Source organism: Mucilaginibacter sp. L196 (genome assembly GCF_009765905.1).
Classification (GTDB): domain Bacteria; phylum Bacteroidota; class Bacteroidia; order Sphingobacteriales; family Sphingobacteriaceae; genus Mucilaginibacter.
Genome location: NZ_LMUO01000019.1, coordinates 1,087,496 through 1,111,207 on the forward strand (window position 1 = coordinate 1,087,496; position 23,712 = coordinate 1,111,207).

At 39.6% G+C, this 23,712-nt stretch carries 21 protein-coding genes; 15 read left to right on the plus strand and 6 right to left on the minus strand.

All coding sequences use genetic code 11. The annotated features are described in order from the left end of the window. Positions 1 to 32 precede the first annotated feature (32 nt). Positions 33 to 1,511, plus strand: a complete 1,479-nt coding sequence (gene accC, locus GSQ74_RS21065) for an acetyl-CoA carboxylase biotin carboxylase subunit (RefSeq protein ID WP_158996174.1) — start codon at positions 33 to 35, stop codon at positions 1,509 to 1,511. A gap of 83 nt (positions 1,512 to 1,594) precedes the next feature. Here the strand turns inward: accC and GSQ74_RS21070 are convergent, their stop codons facing one another. Further along, entirely contained in the window at positions 1,595 to 2,056 is a 462-nt protein-coding gene (locus GSQ74_RS21070) for an NUDIX domain-containing protein (RefSeq protein WP_158996175.1), read from the minus strand. 57 nt (positions 2,057 to 2,113) lie between these two features. Between GSQ74_RS21070 and GSQ74_RS21075 the strand changes: the two genes are divergently transcribed. Beyond that, the gene (locus GSQ74_RS21075) at positions 2,114 to 2,698 is read left to right on the plus strand and encodes a riboflavin synthase (RefSeq protein ID WP_158996176.1); all 585 of its coding nucleotides are present in this window, start codon (positions 2,114 to 2,116) and stop codon (positions 2,696 to 2,698) included. A gap of 118 nt (positions 2,699 to 2,816) precedes the next feature. After that, entirely contained in the window at positions 2,817 to 3,107 is a 291-nt protein-coding gene (locus GSQ74_RS21080) for a hypothetical protein (RefSeq protein WP_158996177.1), read from the plus strand. Positions 3,108 to 3,274: 167 nt separating this feature from the next. Here GSQ74_RS21080 and hscA read toward each other — a convergent pair whose 3' ends face one another. Continuing rightward, positions 3,275 to 5,143, minus strand: a complete 1,869-nt coding sequence (gene hscA / locus GSQ74_RS21085) for a Fe-S protein assembly chaperone HscA (RefSeq protein ID WP_158996178.1) — start codon at positions 5,141 to 5,143, stop codon at positions 3,275 to 3,277. Between the two features lie 259 nt (positions 5,144 to 5,402). Beyond that, positions 5,403 to 5,699: a GIY-YIG nuclease family protein gene (locus GSQ74_RS21090; protein ID WP_158996179.1), complete on the minus strand. Its 297-nt coding sequence runs from the start codon at positions 5,697 to 5,699 to the stop codon at positions 5,403 to 5,405. A gap of 252 nt (positions 5,700 to 5,951) precedes the next feature. Here GSQ74_RS21090 and GSQ74_RS21095 point away from each other — a divergent pair, with 252 nt between their 5' ends. Beyond that, a complete protein-coding gene (locus tag GSQ74_RS21095; protein ID WP_158996180.1) occupies positions 5,952 to 8,774 on the plus strand; it encodes a PD40 domain-containing protein in 2,823 nt (940 codons plus the stop codon). Between the two features lie 253 nt (positions 8,775 to 9,027). On the opposite strand, the gene GSQ74_RS21100 is transcribed toward GSQ74_RS21095, so the two are convergent. Next, positions 9,028 to 9,771 carry a copper homeostasis protein CutC gene (locus tag GSQ74_RS21100; RefSeq protein ID WP_158996181.1) on the minus strand — a complete coding sequence of 248 codons (744 nt, stop codon included), beginning with the start codon at positions 9,769 to 9,771 and terminating at the stop codon, positions 9,028 to 9,030. Positions 9,772 to 9,839: 68 nt separating this feature from the next. Then, on the minus strand, positions 9,840 to 10,862 hold the full coding sequence (locus GSQ74_RS21105) for a N(4)-(beta-N-acetylglucosaminyl)-L-asparaginase (RefSeq protein ID WP_158996182.1): 1,023 nt from the start codon (positions 10,860 to 10,862) through the stop codon (positions 9,840 to 9,842). A gap of 67 nt (positions 10,863 to 10,929) precedes the next feature. Here GSQ74_RS21105 and GSQ74_RS21110 point away from each other — a divergent pair, with 67 nt between their 5' ends. The 3 genes from GSQ74_RS21110 to GSQ74_RS21120 all read left to right on the plus strand — a co-directional run bounded on the left by GSQ74_RS21110 (position 10,930) and on the right by GSQ74_RS21120 (position 12,834). Then, positions 10,930 to 11,874 carry a YafY family protein gene (locus GSQ74_RS21110; protein WP_158996183.1) on the plus strand — a complete coding sequence of 315 codons (945 nt, stop codon included), beginning with the start codon at positions 10,930 to 10,932 and terminating at the stop codon, positions 11,872 to 11,874. Positions 11,875 to 11,950: 76 nt separating this feature from the next. Then, positions 11,951 to 12,370, plus strand: a complete 420-nt coding sequence (locus GSQ74_RS21115) for an SRPBCC domain-containing protein (RefSeq protein WP_158996184.1) — start codon at positions 11,951 to 11,953, stop codon at positions 12,368 to 12,370. An 8-nt stretch (positions 12,371 to 12,378) separates the two neighbouring features. Next, a complete protein-coding gene (locus tag GSQ74_RS21120) occupies positions 12,379 to 12,834 on the plus strand; it encodes a GyrI-like domain-containing protein (RefSeq protein ID WP_158996185.1) in 456 nt (151 codons plus the stop codon). Between the two features lie 5 nt (positions 12,835 to 12,839). Here the strand turns inward: GSQ74_RS21120 and GSQ74_RS21125 are convergent, their stop codons facing one another. Beyond that, positions 12,840 to 14,174, minus strand: a complete 1,335-nt coding sequence (locus GSQ74_RS21125) for a dihydroorotase (RefSeq protein WP_158996186.1) — start codon at positions 14,172 to 14,174, stop codon at positions 12,840 to 12,842. A 126-nt stretch (positions 14,175 to 14,300) separates the two neighbouring features. Between GSQ74_RS21125 and GSQ74_RS21130 the strand changes: the two genes are divergently transcribed. From GSQ74_RS21130 to GSQ74_RS21165, 8 genes are all read left to right on the plus strand, one after another. Then, complete coding sequence (locus GSQ74_RS21130) at positions 14,301 to 15,647, plus strand: DEAD/DEAH box helicase (RefSeq protein WP_158996187.1); 1,347 nt, start codon at positions 14,301 to 14,303, stop codon at positions 15,645 to 15,647. Positions 15,648 to 15,655: 8 nt separating this feature from the next. Continuing rightward, entirely contained in the window at positions 15,656 to 15,922 is a 267-nt protein-coding gene (locus tag GSQ74_RS21135; RefSeq protein WP_158996188.1) for a hypothetical protein, read from the plus strand. Between the two features lie 88 nt (positions 15,923 to 16,010). After that, on the plus strand, positions 16,011 to 16,343 hold the full coding sequence (gldC, locus tag GSQ74_RS21140; protein ID WP_158996189.1) for a gliding motility protein GldC: 333 nt from the start codon (positions 16,011 to 16,013) through the stop codon (positions 16,341 to 16,343). A 4-nt stretch (positions 16,344 to 16,347) separates the two neighbouring features. Further along, positions 16,348 to 16,764, plus strand: coding sequence for a hypothetical protein (locus tag GSQ74_RS21145; protein WP_158996190.1), 417 nt, complete (start codon positions 16,348 to 16,350; stop codon positions 16,762 to 16,764). A 100-nt stretch (positions 16,765 to 16,864) separates the two neighbouring features. After that, positions 16,865 to 20,311: a response regulator gene (locus GSQ74_RS21150; protein WP_158996191.1), complete on the plus strand. Its 3,447-nt coding sequence runs from the start codon at positions 16,865 to 16,867 to the stop codon at positions 20,309 to 20,311. Position 20,312: 1 nt separating this feature from the next. Continuing rightward, complete coding sequence (locus GSQ74_RS21155) at positions 20,313 to 21,146, plus strand: protein-glutamate O-methyltransferase CheR (RefSeq protein ID WP_371724744.1); 834 nt, start codon at positions 20,313 to 20,315, stop codon at positions 21,144 to 21,146. Continuing rightward, positions 21,136 to 21,723: a chemotaxis protein CheB gene (locus GSQ74_RS21160; RefSeq protein ID WP_256366316.1), complete on the plus strand. Its 588-nt coding sequence runs from the start codon at positions 21,136 to 21,138 to the stop codon at positions 21,721 to 21,723. Before GSQ74_RS21155 ends, GSQ74_RS21160 begins: the two co-directional genes overlap by 11 nt. 29 nt (positions 21,724 to 21,752) lie before the next feature. Next, positions 21,753 to 23,690, plus strand: a complete 1,938-nt coding sequence (locus GSQ74_RS21165) for a response regulator (RefSeq protein WP_158996193.1) — start codon at positions 21,753 to 21,755, stop codon at positions 23,688 to 23,690. Positions 23,691 to 23,712 lie beyond the last annotated feature (22 nt).

Sequence of the window (23,712 nt, forward strand, 5' to 3'; positions counted from 1 at the left end):
AATCGTTATTTAAAAAATTACATTTATTATCAATGCAAAAAATACTGGTTGCCAATCGTGGCGAAATTGCTTTACGGATAATGCGCTCGGCGCGGGAAATGGGAATTAAAACAGTAGCTGTTTATTCGGATGCTGATCGTGATGCTTTGCATGTGCGTTATGCCGATGAGGCGGTGCATATTGGCGAAGCGCCATCCAACCAATCCTATTTGGTTGGCGAAAAGATTATTGATGCTTGTAAGCAAACAGGCGCAGAGGGCATACATCCGGGTTATGGTTTTTTGTCGGAAAATGCTGCTTTTGCCCGTAAGGTAAGAGAAGCTGGATTAATATTGATCGGCCCGTCACCCGAAGCAATGGAAGTGATGGGTAACAAGCTTTCGGCTAAGGCCGCCGCCATGAAGTATAATATCCCCATGGTACCGGGAACAGAGGAAGCGATTACCGATGTTAACGAAGCCAAGCAACGCGCGGTTGAAGTCGGTTTCCCTATCCTGATCAAAGCGGCAGCAGGCGGCGGTGGTAAAGGTATGCGCATTGTGGATTCGGTTGGTGATTTTGAAGAGCAAATGCAACTGGCGGTATCCGAGGCAACATCAGCATTTGGGGATGGTTCGGTATTTATTGAACGGTATGTATCATCGCCACGGCATATTGAGATACAGGTTTTGGGTGATACGCACGGCAATATCCTGCATTTATTTGAGCGGGACTGCTCGGTACAGCGCAGGCATCAAAAGGTGATAGAAGAAGCACCATCATCAGTATTAACGCCTGAGATCCGCAAGGCTATGGGGAAATGCGCTATTGATGTGGCTCGTTCGGTTAACTATACCGGCGCGGGAACGGTTGAATTTATTATGGACGACCAGCTGAATTTCTATTTCTTAGAAATGAATACCCGTTTACAGGTTGAGCACCCGGTAACGGAGTTTATCACAGGGATTGACTTGGTGAAAGAGCAGATCCGTATTGCAAGGGGCGAAGCCATCAGCTTTAAGCAAGAAGACCTGGAGATTAATGGCCATGCTGTTGAACTGCGTGTTTATGCGGAAGATCCGGCCAATAACTTTTTACCGGATATTGGCACTTTGCAAACCTATGTTACACCCAAAGGCCCCGGTGTTAGGGTAGATGATGGTTTTGAGCAAGGCATGGAAATTCCGATCTATTATGACCCAATGATTGCCAAATTAATAACCTACGGCAAAGATCGTGAGGAAGCTATTGAGCGGATGATAAGGGCAATTGATGAGTATCATATAACGGGTATTACCACTACGTTAGCTTTCGGAAAATTTGTAATGCAACACAAGGCCTTTACTTCAGGTAATTTTGATACACACTTTGTAAAGAAATATTTTACCCCAGAAGTTTTACAAACTGGTAATGAAGAAGAGGCAATGATAGCGGCTTTGTTAGTAGAGAAGTTATTAAGTAGCAAAAAACTCAGCGCCAATAGCACTGTTGCTGTTGAAAGCAGTAATTGGGTAAAAAACAGGAAGCATTAGGGTCATGCTGAGCATAGTCGAAGTATAAGCGTAGAGGCCTATGCCCACATGCTTCGACTACGCTCAGCATGACAGCCCACATATCAGGCTTGTGAATTTATAAGCCTATCTATTAATTCAGCCTGTGCCGGGTTGATCTTTCCTTTGGCTTCATCAACTTCAAACCATCCGGCCCGGTCAATTTCGGAGATCGTTATTTTTTTGCCGGAGCGGGGAGGCCATTCCACTTCGCAGGTGTTGCTCAGGATTGTTTCGTTGTTGATGTCACCCTCAACGGCCCAGGCATAAACGGTTTTGCCATTTTTTTGCTTGATTGAACCTAATGAGATGAAATTACCATCAATGGCTTGTCCGGTTTCTTCCTGAAACTCGCGTTTGGCTGCTGCGAGGGCTTCTTCATCATCCAAAAACTCACCTTTAGGGATCGACCAGCTACCTTCGTCTTTATTTTTAAAGAACGGGCCGCCGGGATGAACGAGGAATATCTCTAAAATGTTATTTGTATTTCTGTACAAAAGGATACCCGCGCTTTGTTTGATGGACATATTGTAATATTAGTTATGTAATTAACATAAATAACCGCAATTAGTTAGTTTTGAAACATGTTTACAGGAATAATAGAAACTTTAGGCAAAGTTGTTGATCTGCAAAAAGATCAGGGAAACTTACATATTACGGTTGAGTCTGCTATCTCGGCTGAGCTGAAGATTGATCAATCGGTTGCGCATAACGGGGTTTGCTTAACCGTGGTGGCCGTTGCTGATGGCATACACACTGTTACCGCGATTGAAGAAACGCTGAACAAAACCAGTATAGGATATTTACAGGTTGGCGATTTAGTGAATCTGGAACGTTGTATGCAGATGAATGCACGGCTTGATGGTCATATTGTACAAGGCCACGTTGATCAAACCGCGAAATGTATCGGTTTTAAGGAGCTTGATGGTAGCTGGGAATATACTTTTGAGTATGATGCCGCTATTGGCAATGTGACCGTGGAGAAAGGCTCTATTTGTGTTAATGGTATCAGTTTAACTGTGGTTAATTCTCAGGCTAATAGTTTTTCAGTAGCTATTATCCCATATACTTTTGAGCATACTAATTTGCAACATGTACGTGAGGGTTCGGTGGTGAATTTGGAGTTTGATATTATTGGTAAGTATGTGGCGAGGTTGATGAACAGATAATGTCTGAACCTGAATTTTCAGAATGGGAACTTTAGCTATAAAAATACTAGCGTTCGCAAAAAAATAAACAAAATCGCCTTTTCATAGTTGTACTAGTATAATCTAAAAATATACTACTATGGATAAGTTAAAGAAATTTGCGCTGATGGAAAAGATAGTCCATGAATTGGAAGATTTAAAAAATAGTCAGCAGGCAATCATACAGAAACTCGCTAAAATTGAAGTTGACAATATAGATCTGGGTGATAAACGCCTTGAAAAAGATTTGCCGGATATGCACCAGCGTGTCGCGGATAATTTGGATACTATCGCGGCGATATTGGAAGATTTCGCAACCCAGACCGATAAATATAGCAACAGCAATAATATCGCGGCTTTAAAGGAACAGGAAGAAATTAAGAATTTATAAAATCAGAATCCCCGAAAACGGGGGTTTTTTTGTGCCCTGTCATTCTGAGCGAAGCGAAGAATCTGCACGTTTGTAAACTACTTTACAGATTCTTCGCTTCGCTCAGAATGACAATTTTTGCTAGGCCTTTGCGCTTATGCTTCGAGTGCCCTCAGCATCACAACCCGCTATTCCGGGCCGTTTTCTATGCTTTTTCCTTTCATCGCTGTGCTGATCGCATGATCCATCAGGCGCTCGGCGAATGGCCGGGTGAATTCGTTAAGCTCATCAATCGCTTTGTGTATGGCGTCTTTATCGCCGCTGGTTAGTGTTGCTTTTAGCAAGGTAAGGTATTTGTTTGTTTCAGCCATTTCAGCAATGCTTACATGGTCGGCATTTTTTTGGAGGAAGCGTTCCACTGTGTAAACCATTTGTTCGCCTTCGGTGCGGGCTTCGATCAGCATGCGCTGGGCAACGTCTTCTTTGGCGTGGGTGATGCTGTCTAAAAGCATTTGCTCTACCATGTCATCGGTTATACCGTAGGCAGGTTTTACTTCAACCTCTTGTTTTACACCTGAGCGCAGTTCAATCGCCTGAATTGTTAAGATACCATCAGCATTCAGTAAAAAATTAATATCAACCTTAGGGAAACCTGCAGGCATAGATGGGATGCCTTTCAAATCAAATTCTGCCAGTTTACGGTTTTCGCTGATCAAATCACGTTCACCTTGATAAACAGCGATTTTCATGTTTACCTGTCCGTCGATAGATGTGGTATACTGCCTGCCTGCTTTGGTTGGTACTTTTGAATTGCGGGGAATAATCACATCCATCAATCCACCCATCGTTTCAATACCTAAAGAAAGTGGGGTAACATCCAGCAATAAAATATCGCTTCGGTTACCGGCTAATATATCAGCCTGAATGGCAGCGCCAAGGGCAACTACTTCATCCGGGTTTACTTCATCATGTACTGGTCGGCCAAAAAACTCGGCAACCATTTTTTTAACTAAGGATGTGCGTGTCGATCCGCCAACCATTACCACTTCATCAATTTTATCAACACCTAAACCGGCATCCTTCAACGCGTTTTTACAAGCTTGTATGGTTTGCTGCACTTTAGGCAGGATCAGCGACTCAAAAGTTTGCTTATCCAATGTACACCATATGTCGCCAATCTTATCGTTCACTAAATTCTGGTGTGAAAATGCTTTTTTAGTTTCTTCTGCTTTTAAGCGTAGCTGCTGGGCAAGTTCATGGTTTTGAATGATCTCCGCTTTGTTCAACTGGTTCTTTTCAATCCAGTAATCAACAATCGCGCTGTCAAAATCATCTCCACCTAAAAAAGTATCGCCATTAGTGGCTAAAACCTCGAAGATGCCATTTTGAATTTGCAAGATGGATACATCAAATGTGCCACCACCTAAATCATATACAGCAATGGTTTTTGTTTCTTCGGGATTCAAACCGATGCCATAAGCTAAACTTGCGGCGGTAGGTTCGTTCACAATGCGTAATACGTCAAGTCCGGCTAATTTACCGGCATCGCGGGTTGCCTGACGCTGTGAATCATTAAAATAAGCAGGAACGGTTATTACCGCACGGTTTACAGGCGTTTTTAGCGCATGTTCGGCACGGGCTTTAAGTTCTTTTAGGATCAATCCTGAAAGTTCGATCGGTGTATAAAACTTATCGCCAACCTTTATTTTTACCAGGCTTTCGGTATTATCATCAATAACTTTATAGCTAAAAAAGTCTTGATAGTTTTCAATGTCTTTGTATGAGCGGCCAAGCAGTCTTTTTACAGAGAAGATGGTATTATGCGGATCGGTGGTTAAATACTCTTTTGCCTCGTTACCTACGGTGATGTCACCAGCTTCAGAAAAGTGGACAATAGATGGTACTAATACACCCTTACCCAAATCGTTAATTACCTGTGGTTGTTTATCAGGGTTGATGAAAGCCACCAATGAGTTGGTAGTGCCCAGATCGATGCCGACAATAATTTCTTCTTTTTGCAATGAACCTGTTGCCAGGTTGATAGATACTTTAGCCATAGTAGGGTATTAACAAGCCGCAAATGTACTTAGTTTTAGGGGATGATGTGTCATGTGAATTTCGGATTTGTTGATTGGAATTTAAAACATCATGTCATTGCGAGCGGGGTTTGGCGTGGGCTGTGGTGCGAAGCAAACTCGTAGCATGATATATATGCAGTTGGTTATTGCATAGCTACGAGTTTGCTTCGCCACGCATGCCTTTTCTCAGGCCCGCTCGCAATGACATGGTGGAGAGGCGTTGACCACCACGCGGGCATTAATCATACCAATCCTCGCTTAAATCTTTCCAGGCTGGATTTTTAGAAACTATTAAGTTTATCTTCTTTTGGCGTGATCCGCCTTTCAATTGTTTTTCTCTTGCAATAGCATCTTGTATAAAACGGTATTCTTCAAAATACACCAATCTATCACAATCGTATCTTGACGTAAAACCGACATAGACTTTTTGTTTGTGTTGCCAGATACGCTCTTGTAGATTGCTTGTAACACCAATATATAACGTAGTGTTAGATTTATTGGTAACAATGTAAATACAGTATTGAGCGTCGTCCATTAATCAAATATTATAAAAATTATTGTTTGATAAAAGGTTATTTTCAATAAATAAGGTTAACCGTTTTAATTTAAAAAATTGGTTATTGCATGGCTACGAGTTTGCTTCGCCGCACATGCCTTTACTCGATCCCACTCGCAATGACATGATGGAGAGGGTTAGGGAATCTTCTTGTAACAAAACAATTATGCTCCTAAATCTTTAATGCTGATAATTCCGAATATGATATTTTGTAATTACTTTCACATCTCGATGAATAAGCCCCTATTTCCACTCATTTTAAGTTTGTTATTGCTTGTGGGTGTTGCCCGTGCGCAGGAGTTTGGGGGCAACCCACCATCCATTAAATGGAACCAGGTAAATACCCCTGCTGCTAAGGTGATCTTCCCGGTGGGGTTGGATACGGAAGGGCTGAGGGTGGCTAACATTGTTACGCAAATGAATGGCGCTATACAACCTACTATTGGTTTTAAACAGCGGCAGGTAAGCATATTAATGCAAAACCAGACAACCATTACCAACGCTTACGTACAGTTAGCGCCTTTTAGAAGTGAGTTTTTTTTGACACCAGAGCAGAACAGTTTTGATATAGGCAGTTTGCCATGGCCCGAGCAATTGGCTATACACGAGTTTAGGCATGTGCAGCAGTATAATAATTTTGATGTCGGCTTATCCAAAACCATGCGGTTTTTGTTTGGCGAGGGGGGACAAGCTTTAGCGAACGACCTAGCTGTACCGAACTGGTTTTTTGAGGGCGATGCCGTTTTTAACGAAACCCATGTGAGCGAACAGGGCAGAGGCAGGTTACCTTTCTTTTTAGATGGCTTTAGGGCTTTGTGGGCTGATGGTACGGATTATAGCTATATGAAGATCCGCAATGGATCATATATTGATTATACGCCGGATTGGTATCCGCTGGGTTATATGATGGTAAGCTATGGCCGGGAAAAATATGGAGATGATTTTTGGAAAAAAGTAACGCATGATGCTGCGGCTTATAAAGGTGGATTTTATCCATTCGAAAGGGCGATAAAGAAATATTCGGGTAAGGATTTTGTTGATTTTAGGAATGACGCGTTGAATTATTTCAGGCAGCAATTTGTGGCGATTGACCAACATAATCAACCTCAAGCTAAAAAGCATTTTGATGCAGATAGGGAATACCCTGCTTATATTGATGATCATACACTTATTTATTCAAAAACCAGCTACGATAAAACGCCTGTTTTTGTAATCAGAGAGGGTAATACCGAGAAGACCATCAGTACCCGCAGCTATTCGTTGGATAATTATTTTGATTATCATGATGGCAAAATAATTTATGCCAGTTACCGCCCTGACCTGCGTTGGACCTATCGGGATTACAGTGAACTGATATTATTGGATGTAAAAACCGGTAAAGAGCATCGCATCACTAAAGGCACAAAATACTTCGCACCATCTTTTAGTCCGGATGGCAAAACGATTGCCGTGGTACAAGAAGCACCATCCGGAAAATGTGATGTGCATTTGCTTGATGCGACAACCGGTAAATTATTAGCGGTGGTGCCTAATAAACAGCGTTTATTTTATACCTACCCTAAGTTTTATGGGCAGGATAATTTAGTTGCAACGGTAAGGAACAGCAAAGGCAAAATGTCGCTGGCTATTATTAATATCAAAACCGGCGAAGCTAAATATTTGCTACCGTTCACTTTTCAGCCTATTGTTTTCCCGCACTTGCATGGTGATACCGCTTACTTTTCAGCGACCAGTAATATTAATGACCGATTGTTCGCCGTCAATTTAAAGAATGATAAACTATACGAGCTAAAATGCGATTCGCTGCAAACGTTTATTGGTAATTATGAAACTTCGGTTTCAGACAAGAAATTAGCTTGGGTAAGTCTTACTTCGTATGGTTTTCAAATTCATCAAATTGATAATACCGCAATCCAATGGCAAGAATTACCGGATGGCGCTATCCCGGGTACGTTGCCTAACTTTAATATCACTGCATTAACCCGCGATTCATCCACCAATTTACTGGCATCGGTACAAAACAAACCGATGGGGATTACCAAATACAATAAAGCTTATCACCTGTTTAATTTTCATAGTCTTGTCCCCAATATCGACGACCCGAATTATACCTTAGAGATACAGGGCGAGAATGTGCTGAATACTTTTCAGTCAAACATCTTATTTAACTATAACCGTGATGAGGGTTACAAGGAATTTGGCTTTAATGCCATTTACGGGGCTTTATTCCCCTACATTTCCGGCGGTGTAGATTATACCATTGACAGGCGGGAGCTATACCGCGGCACTAATATTTATTGGAACGAAACCAGCGTACAGGGTGGCTTAGAGTTGCCGTTGAATTTTACCCGTGGCAAAAGCAGTACTTCACTGGCTATCGGCAGCGATTTGGTGTATAGCAGCAGTAGTTTTCAGCAGGCATATCGTGCTTTGTTTGCCGATCAATCATACGCATACCTGAACAACTATCTTTATTTTTATAATAGCACCTTACAAGCGCAAAAAAATATATTCCCGCATTTCGCGCAAAGTATACAGCTAGGCTATCAAAACGCGGTGACCGGACAAAGCTCTACACAGTTTTTAGCAACGGGTACTTTTTATTTCCCGGGCCTGTCTGTTAATCACAGCTTATTTTTCAATGCGGCCTATCAACAAAAGGGTAGCGCTGATAATGTGATTGATTACTCAAATAATTTCCCGTTCTCGAGAGGGTATACCGCCGAAAACTTTTATAAAATGGATAAGTTAGGGGCGAATTATAGTTTCCCGATAGCTTATCCTGATGCGGGAGTAGCTAATACGATATACATTATGCGTATCCGTGGTAACGCTTTTTATGATTATACGCTTGCGAATGATTTTTATGTAGATGGCTCTAAGTTCAAAGCCAATTTCAATTCCACCGGTTTAGAGGTTTATTTTGATACCAAGTGGTTTAACCAGGAAGCTATTTCGTTTGGTTTCAGATATGACCGCTTGCTTGATCCCGACCTGTACGGCGGCAGCGGCAGGAACAGGTTTGAGTTGATTGTTCCGGTGAGTATTTTTTAGATAAAAACTGTTTCCCCAAAAAAATCTAACAAGTATAAATTGTTGATTTTTTTGATGAAAAAGCATCATTTTTTCGCTGTTTTACGGCCAAAAAGAGTAAAAAAACGATGTTTTTGGGGCATTTTGGGGCTTAAAACAGGCTTAAAAGCAATAATTTTCAATCTAAAAACCGCTTTTTTAGGAGTAAAAAGGGTGTTTTTGGGGCGAAAAGTGTACCAACTGTACCAGGTGTTTCATATGTACCGTGGTACACTCAGGCATTAACCAGCTGTATGAGCTTTTTTACCCGCTCTACATCCGTTTGGTCGAAACTGTACTCATCATGCATGGCATCACCCATAGCTATATGGTCGTTTTGAAATTGCATCTGACTTGGAATCATAACCCTTGCTGATGAATGTATCTCTTGCACACCTGTATAACGTACCAGATCGGCGGCATTGTGCTCATTTACACCCGCGCCGGCCATTATGCTGATACGCCCGGCAGCTTTTTCAACCAAATGCGCAAGCATCGCCGATCCTTCCATCGCGCTACTTTTGCCACCTGAGGTTAAGATGCGCTCGCAACCAAGTTCAATAATATCTTCAAGCGCCTGGTATAAATCGGCACAAACATCAAATGCCCGGTGGAAAGTAACACCTAAACCGAATTGTTTAGCCATGCGCACTAACTCCAGATTGCGTTCTTTGTCAATGGTGCCATCTGCCTTAAGTATACCTATCACAATTCCATCGCAACCAGCTTCAATACAATATCTTATGTCGGCCTGCATGGTTTGGTACTCAATATCGTTATATAGGAAATCTCCACTACGGGGGCGTATTAATACATATAGTTTGATATGTAGAAACTTGCGTGCCAGGGTGATTTGTCCGGCAGATGGGGTGGTGCCGCCTTCTTTCAGGTTATCGCACAACTCTACACGGATAGCACCGCCATTTTGCGCTGCTAAGGCAGAATTGATAGAATTCGCGCAAACTTCAAGAGCGATCATCTTTGTGATTTGGTGATATACGAACAAGGCTCATTTAAAAGAGTTTTGTTTATTTTATGTGATTATTATTAATAACCTACTGTTTGATAGGCACTTTTACCGGGGATTAGTAAATCCTGCGTTTTGCTGTTGCAAACAGCGTATTCAAAACCTCGTTGTATGGCATAAGCGCCATGCTCGCCTTTTTTGTTTATAGCTAAAAAGCCAACTTGTATGTTCTTAGATGTTTCAGGCTTTTTCTTGATGATGCGCTCCACTGCCATCCTGCAAGCATCTTCCGGATGATAACCCTGGCGCATCAGTTCAACAACTAAAAAGCTGCCTACGTTACGTATTACCTCTTCGCCAACACCGGTTGATGTAGCACCACCAACCTCGTTATCAACAAACAAACCGGCTCCAATAATTGGGCTGTCACCAACACGGCCATGCATTTTAAAAGCCATGCCGCTGGTTGTGCAAGCGCCGGAAATATTGCCTTTAGCATCAATTGCCAACATACCTATGGTATCATGGTTATATTTACTTCCGGGCGTATGTTGCTGGTCTTCAATATTCATAACTGGAGCATACTTGGCGGTCACTAACCATTCCTTCCATGCTTTTTCGGATTCCGGTGTAAGTAGTTTTTCTTTTTTGAAGCCTTGTTCAACGGCGAATTGTGTAGCGCCTTCGCCTACCAACATAATATGGGGCGTTTTTTCCATCACCAAACGAGCAACAGATATTGGGTGCGCAATGTATTCCATTGCAGCAACCGATCCGCAATTACCTAACTCGTCCATTATACAGGCATCGAGGGTAACATGTCCATCTCTATCAGGATAACCGGCACGACCTACGGTATGGTTTTTCATATCGGCCTCGGGTATACGTACACCGGCTTCAACAGCATCTAGCGCACGACCACCAGTGGAAAGCGTTTTCCATGCCTCCTGATTAGCTTGTATGCCGAAATTCCACGTTGAAATTACTATTGGGAAACCAACCGGCTCGCTTTTAATAATGGGCTTAGCTAATATTGAATTAGATATGGCTGCTAATGATGCACTTGCAGCAGATACTTTTAAGAATTTACGACGGCTATACATTTTGCTAATATAAAAATTAGCTAAATGTATGTATGAATTATGTGCATTTTCTTTAATATTGATGCTTATGAACCGTATCGATCGCATATCAGCAATTCTCATTCAATTACAGTCGCGCAGGGTTGTAAAAGCAGCTGATATTGCTGAGCGTTTTAATATCAGCTTGCGTACAGTTTATCGCGATGTAAGAACCCTGGAAGAAGCAGGAATCCCGATAATCGGCGAAGCTGGTGTGGGGTATTCGATTATGGATGGATACCGTCTGCCCCCGGTGACTTTTACTAAAGAAGAAGCTACCGCTTTTTTAACTGCTGAAAAGTTTATTGAAAAACTAACAGATGCATCAACGGTAGCCAATCATAAATCGGCCATGTATAAAATAAGGGCTATTTTACGTAATGCTGAAAAGGATTTGCTGGAGGATATTGACAGCAATATTCAGGTATTTAAAAACCGGTCGCAGCCACAGGCAGCACATAATGACTATATTCAAACTATATTAAACAGCATCTCGCAAAAACAAATATTGTGTATTGATTACTTTGCACATCATAGCCAGGAAAATACCAAAAGAGAAATTGAGCCTGTAGGCATATTTTTCATGGATGGTTACTGGCATTTGATAGCCTATTGCCTGTTACGCAAGGATTATCGTGATTTCAGGATAGACCGTATAAAAACTTTAAGTGTGACTGATAAGTTGTACGGCAACCAACATCCAACCTTAAAAGCCTATATAGCTCAAACCGCTAAAGAGAAGCATTTAGAAACGGTTATTATTAAGGTAGATAAAGAAATCCACGGCAACCTAAGCTATCAAAAATATTGGAGTGGCTTTGTATCCGAAAAAACAGTTGGCAATATGATCGAGATGACTTTCCTAACCGCGTCAATAGAGGGTTTTGCTCACTGGTATATGATGTTTGGTGATCGTGCCGAAATTTTACAGCCTGCTAGTTTAAAGGAGCGAATTAAAGCCATCGGTCAAACTATACTTAAAAAAAACTTATAATTCTTTTTTTGCTGCTGACATAGGGTTGTCATTAGCTGGTTGTATTTTTGATTTATCAATCAACCACTACAAAACTATGGAAACATTAACATCAAAAACAACCATCACATTTAACGCGCCAATAGCAAAAGTGTGGCAGGGGGTAACCGATCCCAAAATTGTAAAACAATACTTTTGGGGTACCGATCTAAAATCAGACTGGCAAGTAGGACATCCAATTACTTTTAGCGGAGAATGGGAAGGGCATAAATACCAGGATGGCGGTATCATATTAGCTATCGACGAGCCCAAATTATTGAAATACACTTACTGGAGTAGCATGTCGGGTACTGAAGACAAGCCGGAAAATTATAACAACATCACTTATGAGCTTAGTGAAGATAATGGGATAACTACACTAATAATTACGCAAGATGGTGTTAAAAACCAACAAGCGGCAGAACACTCAGAGCAAAACTGGAAATCAGTATTTAATGGATTGAGGGATGTTCTTTAAAATTTATAATGATGAAAACAGAAATAATAGAGCAAGAAGGCTTTCACATTGTTGGTATATCTGTACGTACAAGTAACCACAATGGGCAAGCAAAAAAAGATATAGAAGAGCTTTGGTTCAAATTTATGGATGATAATTTGATAAAATACATCCCCGATAGGGCATCAGATGATGTGTATTGTGTTTATACAGATTATGAAACAGACCATACCGGGAAATATACCGCGGTATTGGGTTGTAAGGTAAATTCTTTAACAAAAATCAACAATAGCTTTACAGCTGTAGCTATATCGGCAGGCAAATACCAGGTTTATTCATTAAAAAATAAATTATCCGAAGTAATAAGCGCAGCATGGCAAAAGATATGGGAAAGCGATATAAATAGAAAGTATACTGCCGACTTTGATTTATATAGCTCGGGTGCTAATGAACATGGCATGAAGATTTCACTTGCAATAAACTAACTGGTTTACCTGGTAAAACTTAACCTTTTACCGGGTATACCTTCATTCAGTTTGTTATTGCTGTAGGCTACATTTCCAGAAACTATAGTGTGTGTTATTTTGGATTGGAAATTAGTGCCTTCAAAAGGGCTCCAGCCACATTTATAAAGGATATTATCCTTATTTACCTGCCAGTTTGAGTTGAGATCAACCAAAACCAAATCAGCCCAATAGCCCTCGCGGATAAAGCCACGTTTATCTACTTGGAAACAAACCGCCACATTATGTGCCGTTTTTTCCGCAATGTGTTCAAGACTTATTTTGCCTTGATGATGCATTTCCAACAATGCAGGCAAAGCATGTTGTACCAACGGGCCGCCGGATGGTGCCTGTAAATATGGTTGTGTTTTCTCCTCAATAGTATGCGGGGCATGGTCGGTGGCTATTACGTCAATCCGTCCATCTAAAACCGCTTTTAAAATACCGTCTCTATCGCTTTCAGTTTTAACTGCCGGGTTCCATTTTATCAGGTTGCCTTTGGTCTCGTAATCTTTATCGCTAAACCATAAATGATGTATACAGGCTTCGGCTGTTATGCGTTTGTCCTTTAGGGGAATATCATTGCTAAACAAGTGTGTTTCTTTTTCGGTAGAGATATGTAAAATATGCAACCTGGTATTATACTTTTTAGCCAATTCAACCGCCATTGATGATGATAAATAACAAGCTTCTTCACTGCGGATCTTTGGATGTAATTTTACCGGGATATTTTCACCAAGTAATTGTTTGTAATGGTTTAAATTGCTGCGGATAGTAGCCTCATCCTCACAATGGGTTGCAACCAACATAGGTGATTGAGAGAAAATATTTTCCAATGTTGTTGGATTATCTACCAGCATATTACCTGTTGATGAACCCATAAAAACTTTTATACCGCAAACGTTGGCGGTATCTGTTTTTAATACCTCATCAATATTATCATTACTCGCACCCATGAAAAAAGAATAGTTAGCCAGAGAGTTACGCTTTCCTATCTCATATTTTTGTTCAAGTAATTCCTGCGTTAACGTATTGGGTACAGTATTTGGCATCTCCATAAAAGAGGTAATACCACCAGCCACTGCTGCACGAGATTCTGAATGAATATCAGCCTTATAAGTTAAACCCGGTTCGCGAAAATGCACCTGGTCATCAATACATCCAGGGAATAAATATAATCCCTCAGCATTAATTACCTGATCGGCGTTTTTGTTAATCTGGTTATTTATCTGTTCGATAAAACCATCTTTAATAAATACGTCGGCAACAAATTGCTTGTTTTCGTTAACTATAGTGGCGGATTTTATGAGGATAGATGACATAATGCAAATATAGAATGAAAGTCGGAAAGTCCGAAAGACGGAAAGAATTGTTTAAATATGTTCTTGGTTTCCCGACTTATCAGACTTCCGGACTTCCCGACTAAAAGAAAACACTATCTTTGCCGAATGGCTGTAACTTTTGAGGATTTTAATTTTAACCGGCAAATACTAAATGCCATTGCCGATGCCGGTTATACCGAGGCTACGCCTATACAGCAAAAAGCTATACCGCCCATAATGAATGGGCAGGATGTAATGGGCATAGCGCAAACGGGCACAGGTAAAACTGCCGCTTACATGTTGCCTATTATCATGCGACTTAAGTATGCACAAGGCGATAACGCCAGAGCTATTATTATAGCGCCAACCCGCGAACTGGCTATGCAAATAGAGGAGAATGCAAAGCAATTTGCTGTTTATACCGATTTGCGTATAGTTTCTGTTTATGGCGGTTTAGGCCCAAAAACGCAAATAGAGATCATCAATAAAGGTGTTGACATTATTGTAGGCACCCCCGGCCGGTTTATGGATATTTACCTTGCAGGGCATATCGTAACCAAAACGCTGCAAGTATTGGTTTTGGACGAGGCCGATAAAATGATGGATATGGGTTTTATGCCACAGATCAATCGTATTTTAGAGGTTGTGCCTGTTAAACGTCAGAATTTGTTGTTTTCGGCTACGATGTCTGATAAAATTCATCAGCTTTCCAATAACTTTTTGGAGTTTCCAACCATTATAGAGGTTACTCCACAGGCAACTCCGGCACAAACGGTAAACCAGGTGTTATACCATGTACCCAATGTGAAAACCAAGATCAACCTACTTAAAAATTTACTGGATGCACCTGATGATATTAAAAAGCTAATTGTTTTTTGTAAAACCCGTGCTGCAGCTGAGGATGTGTATAAATTCCTGCTCCGCAAATTCGGTGAAAAAGAAGTAAAGGTTTTGCATGCTAATAAAGGTCAAAATACACGAATCAATAGCATTAACTCCTTTAAAAACGATGAGGTGAAGATATTGGTTGCTACGGATGTTGCTTCGCGTGGTATTGATGTGAGCGATGTTAGTCACGTTATCAACTTTGATGTGCCGGTAGTTATTGAGGATTATGTGCATCGTATTGGCCGTACAGGCCGTGCATTTCAATCTGGTGAAGCAATTACTTTCTGTACGCCATCCGAGGAATATTACGTAAACAAAATTGAAAAACTCATCAGGCAAACTATCCCGGTAACGGCTATACCTACCGAGGTGTTTATTGAGGTTACGGGATATGATGAAAAACAGGATCAGGCACGTGAGATTGATATGCAGAAACGCCGCGATGACCCTGATTTTAAGGGCGCTTTCCACGAAAAGAAAACCCTGAACCAAAAAATCAAGTTCAAAGCTGAAAGAGATAAAAAGAACCCAAATTCGAAATCTCCCCGCACAAAATCGCCAAAAAGCTATAGGAAAAAACACTAATACAATACATGAAGATTAGAATTACCCCCTTGAACGTTGTCAGTGCGTTGTTTCTAGTACTGGCAGTTTACGTTTGGATTTATGGAGCCGCCACAGTAGGCATGAAGGTGCGGGAATTGGGCACTGCTATCGGTTGGATATTTTTATTCTTTGCTTTCGCTGTGTCATTTTTAGATGTTATGCTTCGAAATTTCTTCCCCGAAACCAAAAAAATATGGATTGTAGAGCTAAGCTTTATAACTTTGACCGCAATAATATTTTTACTTGTAAGATAATAAAAAATGAAACCATCATGGGCGGCAGCTCAAAAGCAAAATGACTAGCTCATGATAGCTTCATCCCCTTTAAAACACAATAATAACGATGAAAAAAGCCGAGATCAAACTAACCATTGATATGGACGAGAATAACGTGCCTGATAGCATTATGTGGGAATCAACAGACTCACAAACTAAAGAGGCATTACCCGTAAAATCAATGATGTTGGCATTATGGGATCATAATTATAAAAACACCTTACGTATAGATCTCTGGACTAAAGATATGCCTGTTGACGACATGAAACGTTTCTTTTACGAAACATTACAAACTATGGGCGATAGCTTTTTACGCGCTACAGGCGAAACTAATATCGTAGAAGACCTTCGCGATTATTGCGCGCATTTTGCTGATAAAATGGATTTAAAACAACAGTAATAAAATGAGACTGCCCGCGCTTTTATCTTTTGTTGGGTTTGTATTAGTAATAGCGGCAACATTTTGCCCGCTATTACGCCCATTTCATTTAGCTAACTGGGATGCATACGATTTAAATAAACCATACGCCATGGTTATGTTGCTAATAGCCATAGTTGGCATAATAGGAACCGTATTTAACCAGGTTAAAATAAGCAGACTCGCGGCCTGGTTATCTTTTGCTTTAATATTTGTATTTTACATAGCGGCCATTTTAAAAGTAAAAACTTCATTCAGCTTTATACCATTCCATTCAATAGCTGGCTTTTTAAGCAGCCAACTGAAATTTAAGTGGGGATGGTACCTGTTATTTTTCGGTGGATTACTTTCTGTTGGGGGGACATTGGTTAGTAAAAAAGCAAGTAACTTTAAAGTCGATTAATTCTTGTTATCTTATATGAAACCAAAACCAGAGGTTGTATAGGATTATATTATGAATTAATTTTTTTTAACATATTTGTATTATAATTAATCTATCCTAAATGTTAAAACTATCTTTTAGAAACCAGGTGCTTACCGGTTTTGCAGTTTCTATAATTCTTGTTTTTTTAGTTGCTGTATTTTCTTTTAGGAGTATAACACAATTAGAGCAAGATCAGGCTAAGGTTGAACAAAGTGAAACCCTCATTCACACTTCCCGCGATATTTTACAAAACCTTATTGATGCCGAAACAGGTATGCGTGGTTTTGTGGCCATGGATAAACCGGCTTTCCTTGATCCTTACAAAGCAGCATTGCCGCTAATAAGAAATAATGTTGCTAAACTGAAAGAACTGGCCCCAAATAGCCCATACCAACAAAAAGATCTAGATTCGCTTTACCGGTTAACCGATAGACAATTAGAGTTGGTTAAAAATAATATTGATGTACGGGATGTAGTAGGCCTACAGTACATGGTTGACCATAATATGTTGTTAAATGGCAAACATGTTATGGATGACATTCGTGAAACCATTAATAGGATCAATACAAGAGAAGATAAAGCTTTAGCTACTGGCAGGGCAAGAACTCAAAGTGCAGCCAATTATACCATATTAACAATTTTTATTGGTTCGGCTGTATTTCTGGCTATAATAATCATCTTATTCATCTACATACAGAAGACTTTTGATCAACAAAAGAAGATAGAAGAAGAAATAAGGGTGGCAAACATCGAACTTGAGGAAGTATTGGCAGAAAACGAAGCTAAAAACTGGCTGCTTACAGGTACTGGGTTACTTAATGAAAAAATGCAAGGCCAGCAAAGTGAAAAAGAACTGGCCGAAAATATACTTACCGAAGTTTGTAACTATACTAAAGCTTTCACTGGAACATTTTATTTATATAATGAGGGTGAAGAACGACTGGAATTATACTCGTCTTATGCATTCCATGATCTTAACGCTCTTAAAAAAACTGTTAAACTTTCAGAAGGATTATTAGGACAGGTAGCTGTAGATAAAAAGACGGTAACCATAAAAGGTAAATTAAATGATAAGCTGGCTTTTGAAAGCTCAATTATTCATGATGATCTTATAGAAAGCATAATTCTACCATTCTCATTTGATAAACAGTTAAAGGGAGTAATGGAGTTAGCTTTTCAGGGTAAGGTTGGATCAGGAATACTGGATTACATAGGCAGGATTACAAATGATGTAGGGGTGGCTATAAATACCTCACAAGCCCGTACCATCATGCATGATCTGTTTGAAGAAACCCAGCAACAGGCCGAAGAACTGGAAGCTCAACAAGAAGAAATGCGTGTTACCAATGAAGAACTGATGAATAAAACAGAAATGTTAGAAGCATCAGAAGAAGAACTTAGGGTACAGCAAGAGGAACTGCGCAGCATTAATTCAGAGTTGGAAGAAAAAGCAAGCCTGCTCGAAGAAAAAAACCAGGCCATAGAAGAAGCCCGTGCATCCATCAATGTAAAAGTTCAGGAGCTGGAAACTACAGGTAAATACAAGTCTGAATTCCTGGCTAATATGAGTCATGAATTGCGTACTCCATTAAATAGTATCTTGGTTCTAGCGCGTATCTTAAAAGATAACAAACCTCATAACTTATCAGAAGATCAGATAAAATATGCCAGTGTAATATTTAATGCAGGTAACGACTTATTAACGCTTATTAACGATATTCTCGATTTATCGAAAATTGAATCCGGTAAATTGGAAATGCAAAATGAGCAAATCAAAATATCTGATATATTGAAAGATATGGACATGCTGTTTGCCGAAGTGGCGTCCCATAAAAACATTAAATTTACTAATAGTGTTAAAGATGTACCTAAAGCCTTATTCACTGATAAAGTAAGAGTTGAGCAGGTAATCAAGAATTTATTATCTAACGCGTTTAAATTCACTCCAGAAGGGGGGGCTATAGCTTTGAATGTTGTCCCCGGGCCTATAGAAAAAACAATAAGCTTTTGTATTAAAGATACCGGTGTGGGGATCCCGAAAGAAAAACAACGTATTATATTCGAGGCATTTCAACAAGCAGATGGCTCAACAAGCCGTAAATACGGCGGTACAGGCTTAGGCTTATCTATTAGTCGGGAGTTAACCACCTTATTGGGCGGTGCAATCACACTTACTAGTGAGCCGGGAATAGGCAGTGAATTTATCCTGACCGTACCTTTTGAAGCTAAAGTTGTGCCGATTTCAATCGAGGATGAACAAGTGCCAACAGTTGAAACATTTAATCCTGTAAAGGAAAACTTTCTAAAACCATCGGCACAAATTGTACGCGATCCTAACAGGGAACCAACGGTAGTTATTGTTGAGGATGATAAAAATTTCGCTAACATCCTGCAGGATTACTCCCGCGACCATGGCTATAAATCTATCATGGTAAGTGAGGGCACTAATGCTGTTGAAATTATTAAAGAACACCTTCCTGACGCAGTGATACTGGATATTATGCTGCCAGGAAAAGACGGCTGGCAGATACTGAAGGAATTAAAAGCCCTGACTGAAACAATGCACATCCCTGTTCACTTGATGTCGGCAGGGGATGCCGCCGCTAATAGGGTTCGCCGTGAAGGGGCTATCAGTTTCCTTAAAAAACCAATAGATACCGGCGCATTAGATAAGCTCTTTACCGACATTATGCTTCAAAGTGGGGCTAAATTTAAGCAAATTCTACTGGTAGAAGATCACAAAGCACAAAGCCAGGCATTAAAGGATATGATGGAAGGACAGGGTATTACTGTCGATCAAGCCTTTGACGGTGAATCTGCTTTCAGGATGCTGCATGAAAATGAATACCAGTGTGTGATACTCGATCTTAACCTTCCTGACATTTCAGGGCTTGACCTGTTAGACAAGATTAAGGAAGTTGATGAATTTGCCGAACTACCGGTTATTGTAAATACGGCGATGGAACTTGATAGGACATCGGTAAATAGGTTGATGAAATACGCCAATGCAATGGTTGTTAAAACCAGTAAATCATCCGACAGGTTAATTGATGAAGTCAACCTCTTTCTGAATAAGATAAGCGAGGTTAACAAAAAACAATCGCCAATAATAGGTTCTGCTGCAAGGGTTATCAATAAAGGTAAGGATGCAATTAAAGGTAAAAAGGTACTTATTGTGGATGACGATATGCGTAATATCTTCGCCCTAAGCAGTGCGCTGCAATCCTATGACCTGGTGGTGGAGATTGCCAACGATGGCGAGGAAGCTATTGTCAAACTTGAAGAGATAAACGACATTGATATAGTGTTGATGGACATTATGATGCCTAAAATGGATGGCTATGAAGCCACCAGATATATACGCAAGCAAAACAAATGGGCTAAGTTGCCTGTAATAGCTTTAACCGCGAAAGCAATGAAGGATGATCGTGAAAAATGCATAGCGGCCGGCGCTAATGATTACATTACCAAACCGGTTGATATGGATAGATTGATAGCATTGATGCAGTTGTGGTTAGGAAGCTAATATGATGAGTACGGAACAAGAAGTTTTATCGGCACAGCAATTAGATGAGTTAATTGATCTGATAAAAAAGTTTCATGGGTTTGATTTTTCTTGCTATTCCAAAGCTTCGCTAAAACGCAGGGTCATAAGAATAATGCAGAACAAAAAGCAAACTTTTTATGATCTTAAACACACCCTGGTAAATAACCAGCATTTTTTTCAGGAATTTTTAGATGAGATCACAGTAAACGTTACTGAAATGTTTCGTGATCCATCTTTCTATAAAGCGATTAACAACCAGGTTATCCCTTATCTTTCTACCTATCAGCACATAAAAATATGGAGTGCTGGCTGTTCCTCAGGCGAGGAGGTTTATTCGCTTGCCATTTTAATGAATGAAACAGGCCTTAGTAAAAAATCCTTTATTTATGGTACTGATATTAATACGGAAATGCTTAAGGAAGCGCGTAAAGGTATTTATAGTCTGAAGAAAATAAAGAGCTATGCCGAAAACTATCAATACTCAGGGTTGAAAGGATCATTAACAGATCATTTTACAATAATGTATGATGCTGCAACAGTGCATAGCGAATTGAAACATAATACATTATTTTCCGTACATAACCTGGTATCTGACGCGATATTTAACGAATTTCAACTAATTAGTTGCCGAAACGTATTTATATACTTTGAAAGTGAGCTACAGGAAAAAATACTTGAATTATTTTATAACAGTTTAGCTCCTCTTGGGTTCTTATGTATGGGCAGTAAAGAAACTATACGCTCGGATAAGTTTAAAAAGAAGTTTAAGGTTATAAATAGTAAAGAAAATATATATCAAAAAATTGTCAGTTGATAATAATATAATAGCACACTGGAAAAGATCAGAATTTTTACTGATAGGGGGATCTGCCGGGTCTTTTAAATTGATATTTAACATCGTAAAGAATTTTAATGCTGATTTGGATAAAGCGGTTATCATAATAATTCATAGAAAAAAGAATTTTTTTAGCGAGATAGAAAAACTATTTGCCGAAAATTCCCGTATATCCCTTAAGGAAATTAGAGACAAGGAAGTAATTCGTAAAAACACTATATACATTGCCCCTGCAAATTATCATACTCTTATCGAAAAGAATGGTAGCTTTGGGCTTGATGTTTCGGAGGCAATTTGGTATTCAAGGCCTTCTATAGATGTAACTTTTGAAAGTGCCGCTGAAGCTTTTAAGGGGCGTTGTACAGCAATACTTCTTTCTGGCGCAAACCAGGATGGGGCACAGGGATTATTAAAACTACGCGACAACGGTTGTTTAACAATAGCGCAAAATCCGGAAGAGGCCGAAATGCCCCAAATGCCGTTTGCAGCAATTGAAATTAAAGCAGCAGAATATATATTAAATTCTGAGGAAATTTTTGGACTTTTACAACAATAATAATTATCGATAAACTTATACAATTTTAGATGACCCCTGTTAATATTCTCATTGTTGATGACAGAGAAGAAAATATTGTTGCGCTTGAAGCATTATTAAAGCGTAATGATATTAAAATATTTTCCACTACGTCGCCCAATGATGCCTTAAAAATTGCCTGGGAAAATCATATTGCAATAGCGTTAATTGATGTTCAAATGCCTGAAATTGATGGTTTTGAATTGGTTGAGATGCTCAAATCAAATCCTCGCACCAAAGATATACTGGTAATTTTTGTAACCGCTATCTCAAAAGAATCAAAATATGCTGTTAAAGGTTATGGTAGCGGTGCGGTAGATTATTTATATAAGCCCCTTGATCCGTATATTACATCTGCTAAGGTTGATTCTTTTATTCAATTGGCACGTTATCAGACTGAAATTATTCGTAAAAATGAGGAGTTGGAAAATTTCTCTATCGTAGTAAACAATTCAGCTGATATTATTTGCGCGGTTGATGCAAAAACGTTGAGGGTAAAAACAATCAATCCAACGGTTGAGAAAATATTGGGCTATAAGGCTTCTGAGATTATAGGTAAAAGTATAATTGACAGAGCCGTAGAGGCTGATCGACCGGCATTTCGTAAAAAACTAGGCGAGATTATTAATGATAACCTGAATTTCGCTGTGTTTGAATTTAAGTTTGAAACATTTGATAAAAATGTAATATGGGCTGAATGCAGGGCATCATATCATAACAAAACTATATTCATCAACATTAGTAATATATCTCCGCAAAAAAGCTATCTGGAGCAGTTGGTTAAGTCGAAAGAAGCGGCTGAATATGGAAAAAAGGTAAAAGAGAACTTTTTGGCTAACATGAGCCATGAGTTACGTACGCCAATAAACGGGGTGATTGGTTTAACTCAATTACTGCGTAAAACCCCTATGAACGATCAGCAATTGAGTATGCTGGAATTGTTAGAGACATCGTCGCAATCGTTACTTGGTGTGATTAATGATGTACTGGACATATCAAAAATCGAATCTGGTAAATTCAATATTATTCGTGCCCCAAATAACATTCGTGAGGTTATTGCTTCTGTATTTCAATTATTGAAGTTTAAAGCCGATGAGAAGATGGTTGATATGTTATTGGATATTGACCCGAATTTGCCTCAGTATATGATGATTGACGCCTTGAGATTAAATCAGGTATTAATGAACTTGTTAAGTAATGCTATCAAATTCACCGATAGGGGACATGTTAAGCTAAAAGTAGCTGTACTTGATAGGGATAAAGATAATTTAAAAATTAAGTTCAGTGTTGAGGATACTGGTATAGGTATAGTTGAGGAAAAGTTATTAAAAATATTTGATTCGTTTGAGCAGGCTGACATTGATACGGCTAATATATATGGTGGTACTGGTTTGGGCCTCACCATAGTGAAAAAACTTGTAGAATTAAAAGGGGGCGAACTAACTGTTAGCAGCCAGATCGGCAAGGGGAGCGTATTTAATATAATAAATTGGATTACTATAGCTGAAAAACCTGAACCTAAGAAGGATAATAAGGCAGATCATAAAAAGCTTCCACCATTTAACCAATTGAGTGTATTGGTTGCAGAGGATAATATGGTAAATCAGTTTATCCTGGCAAAAATGTTAAAGGATTGGAACGTGAATGTTGAAATGGTTGATAACGGCCGTAAGCTTATTGAAAAACTGCATCAACAAAATTTTGATATTATACTGATGGATACCCATATGCCGGATATGAACGGTTATCAGACGGCTAAAGCTATCCGGATGGATTTTGAGGAACCTAAAAGAAGTATTCCTATAATTTCTCTATCGGCCGCAGCCTTAGATCATGAAAAAGAGGAGGCTATATCCGCGGGTATGAATGATGTGTTATCAAAACCATTTCAACCTCATGAATTACATGATAAAATACAAAAAATGTTGAAGATAGATTTGGTGCTATAATTTTATACCACTGTAAGTTGAT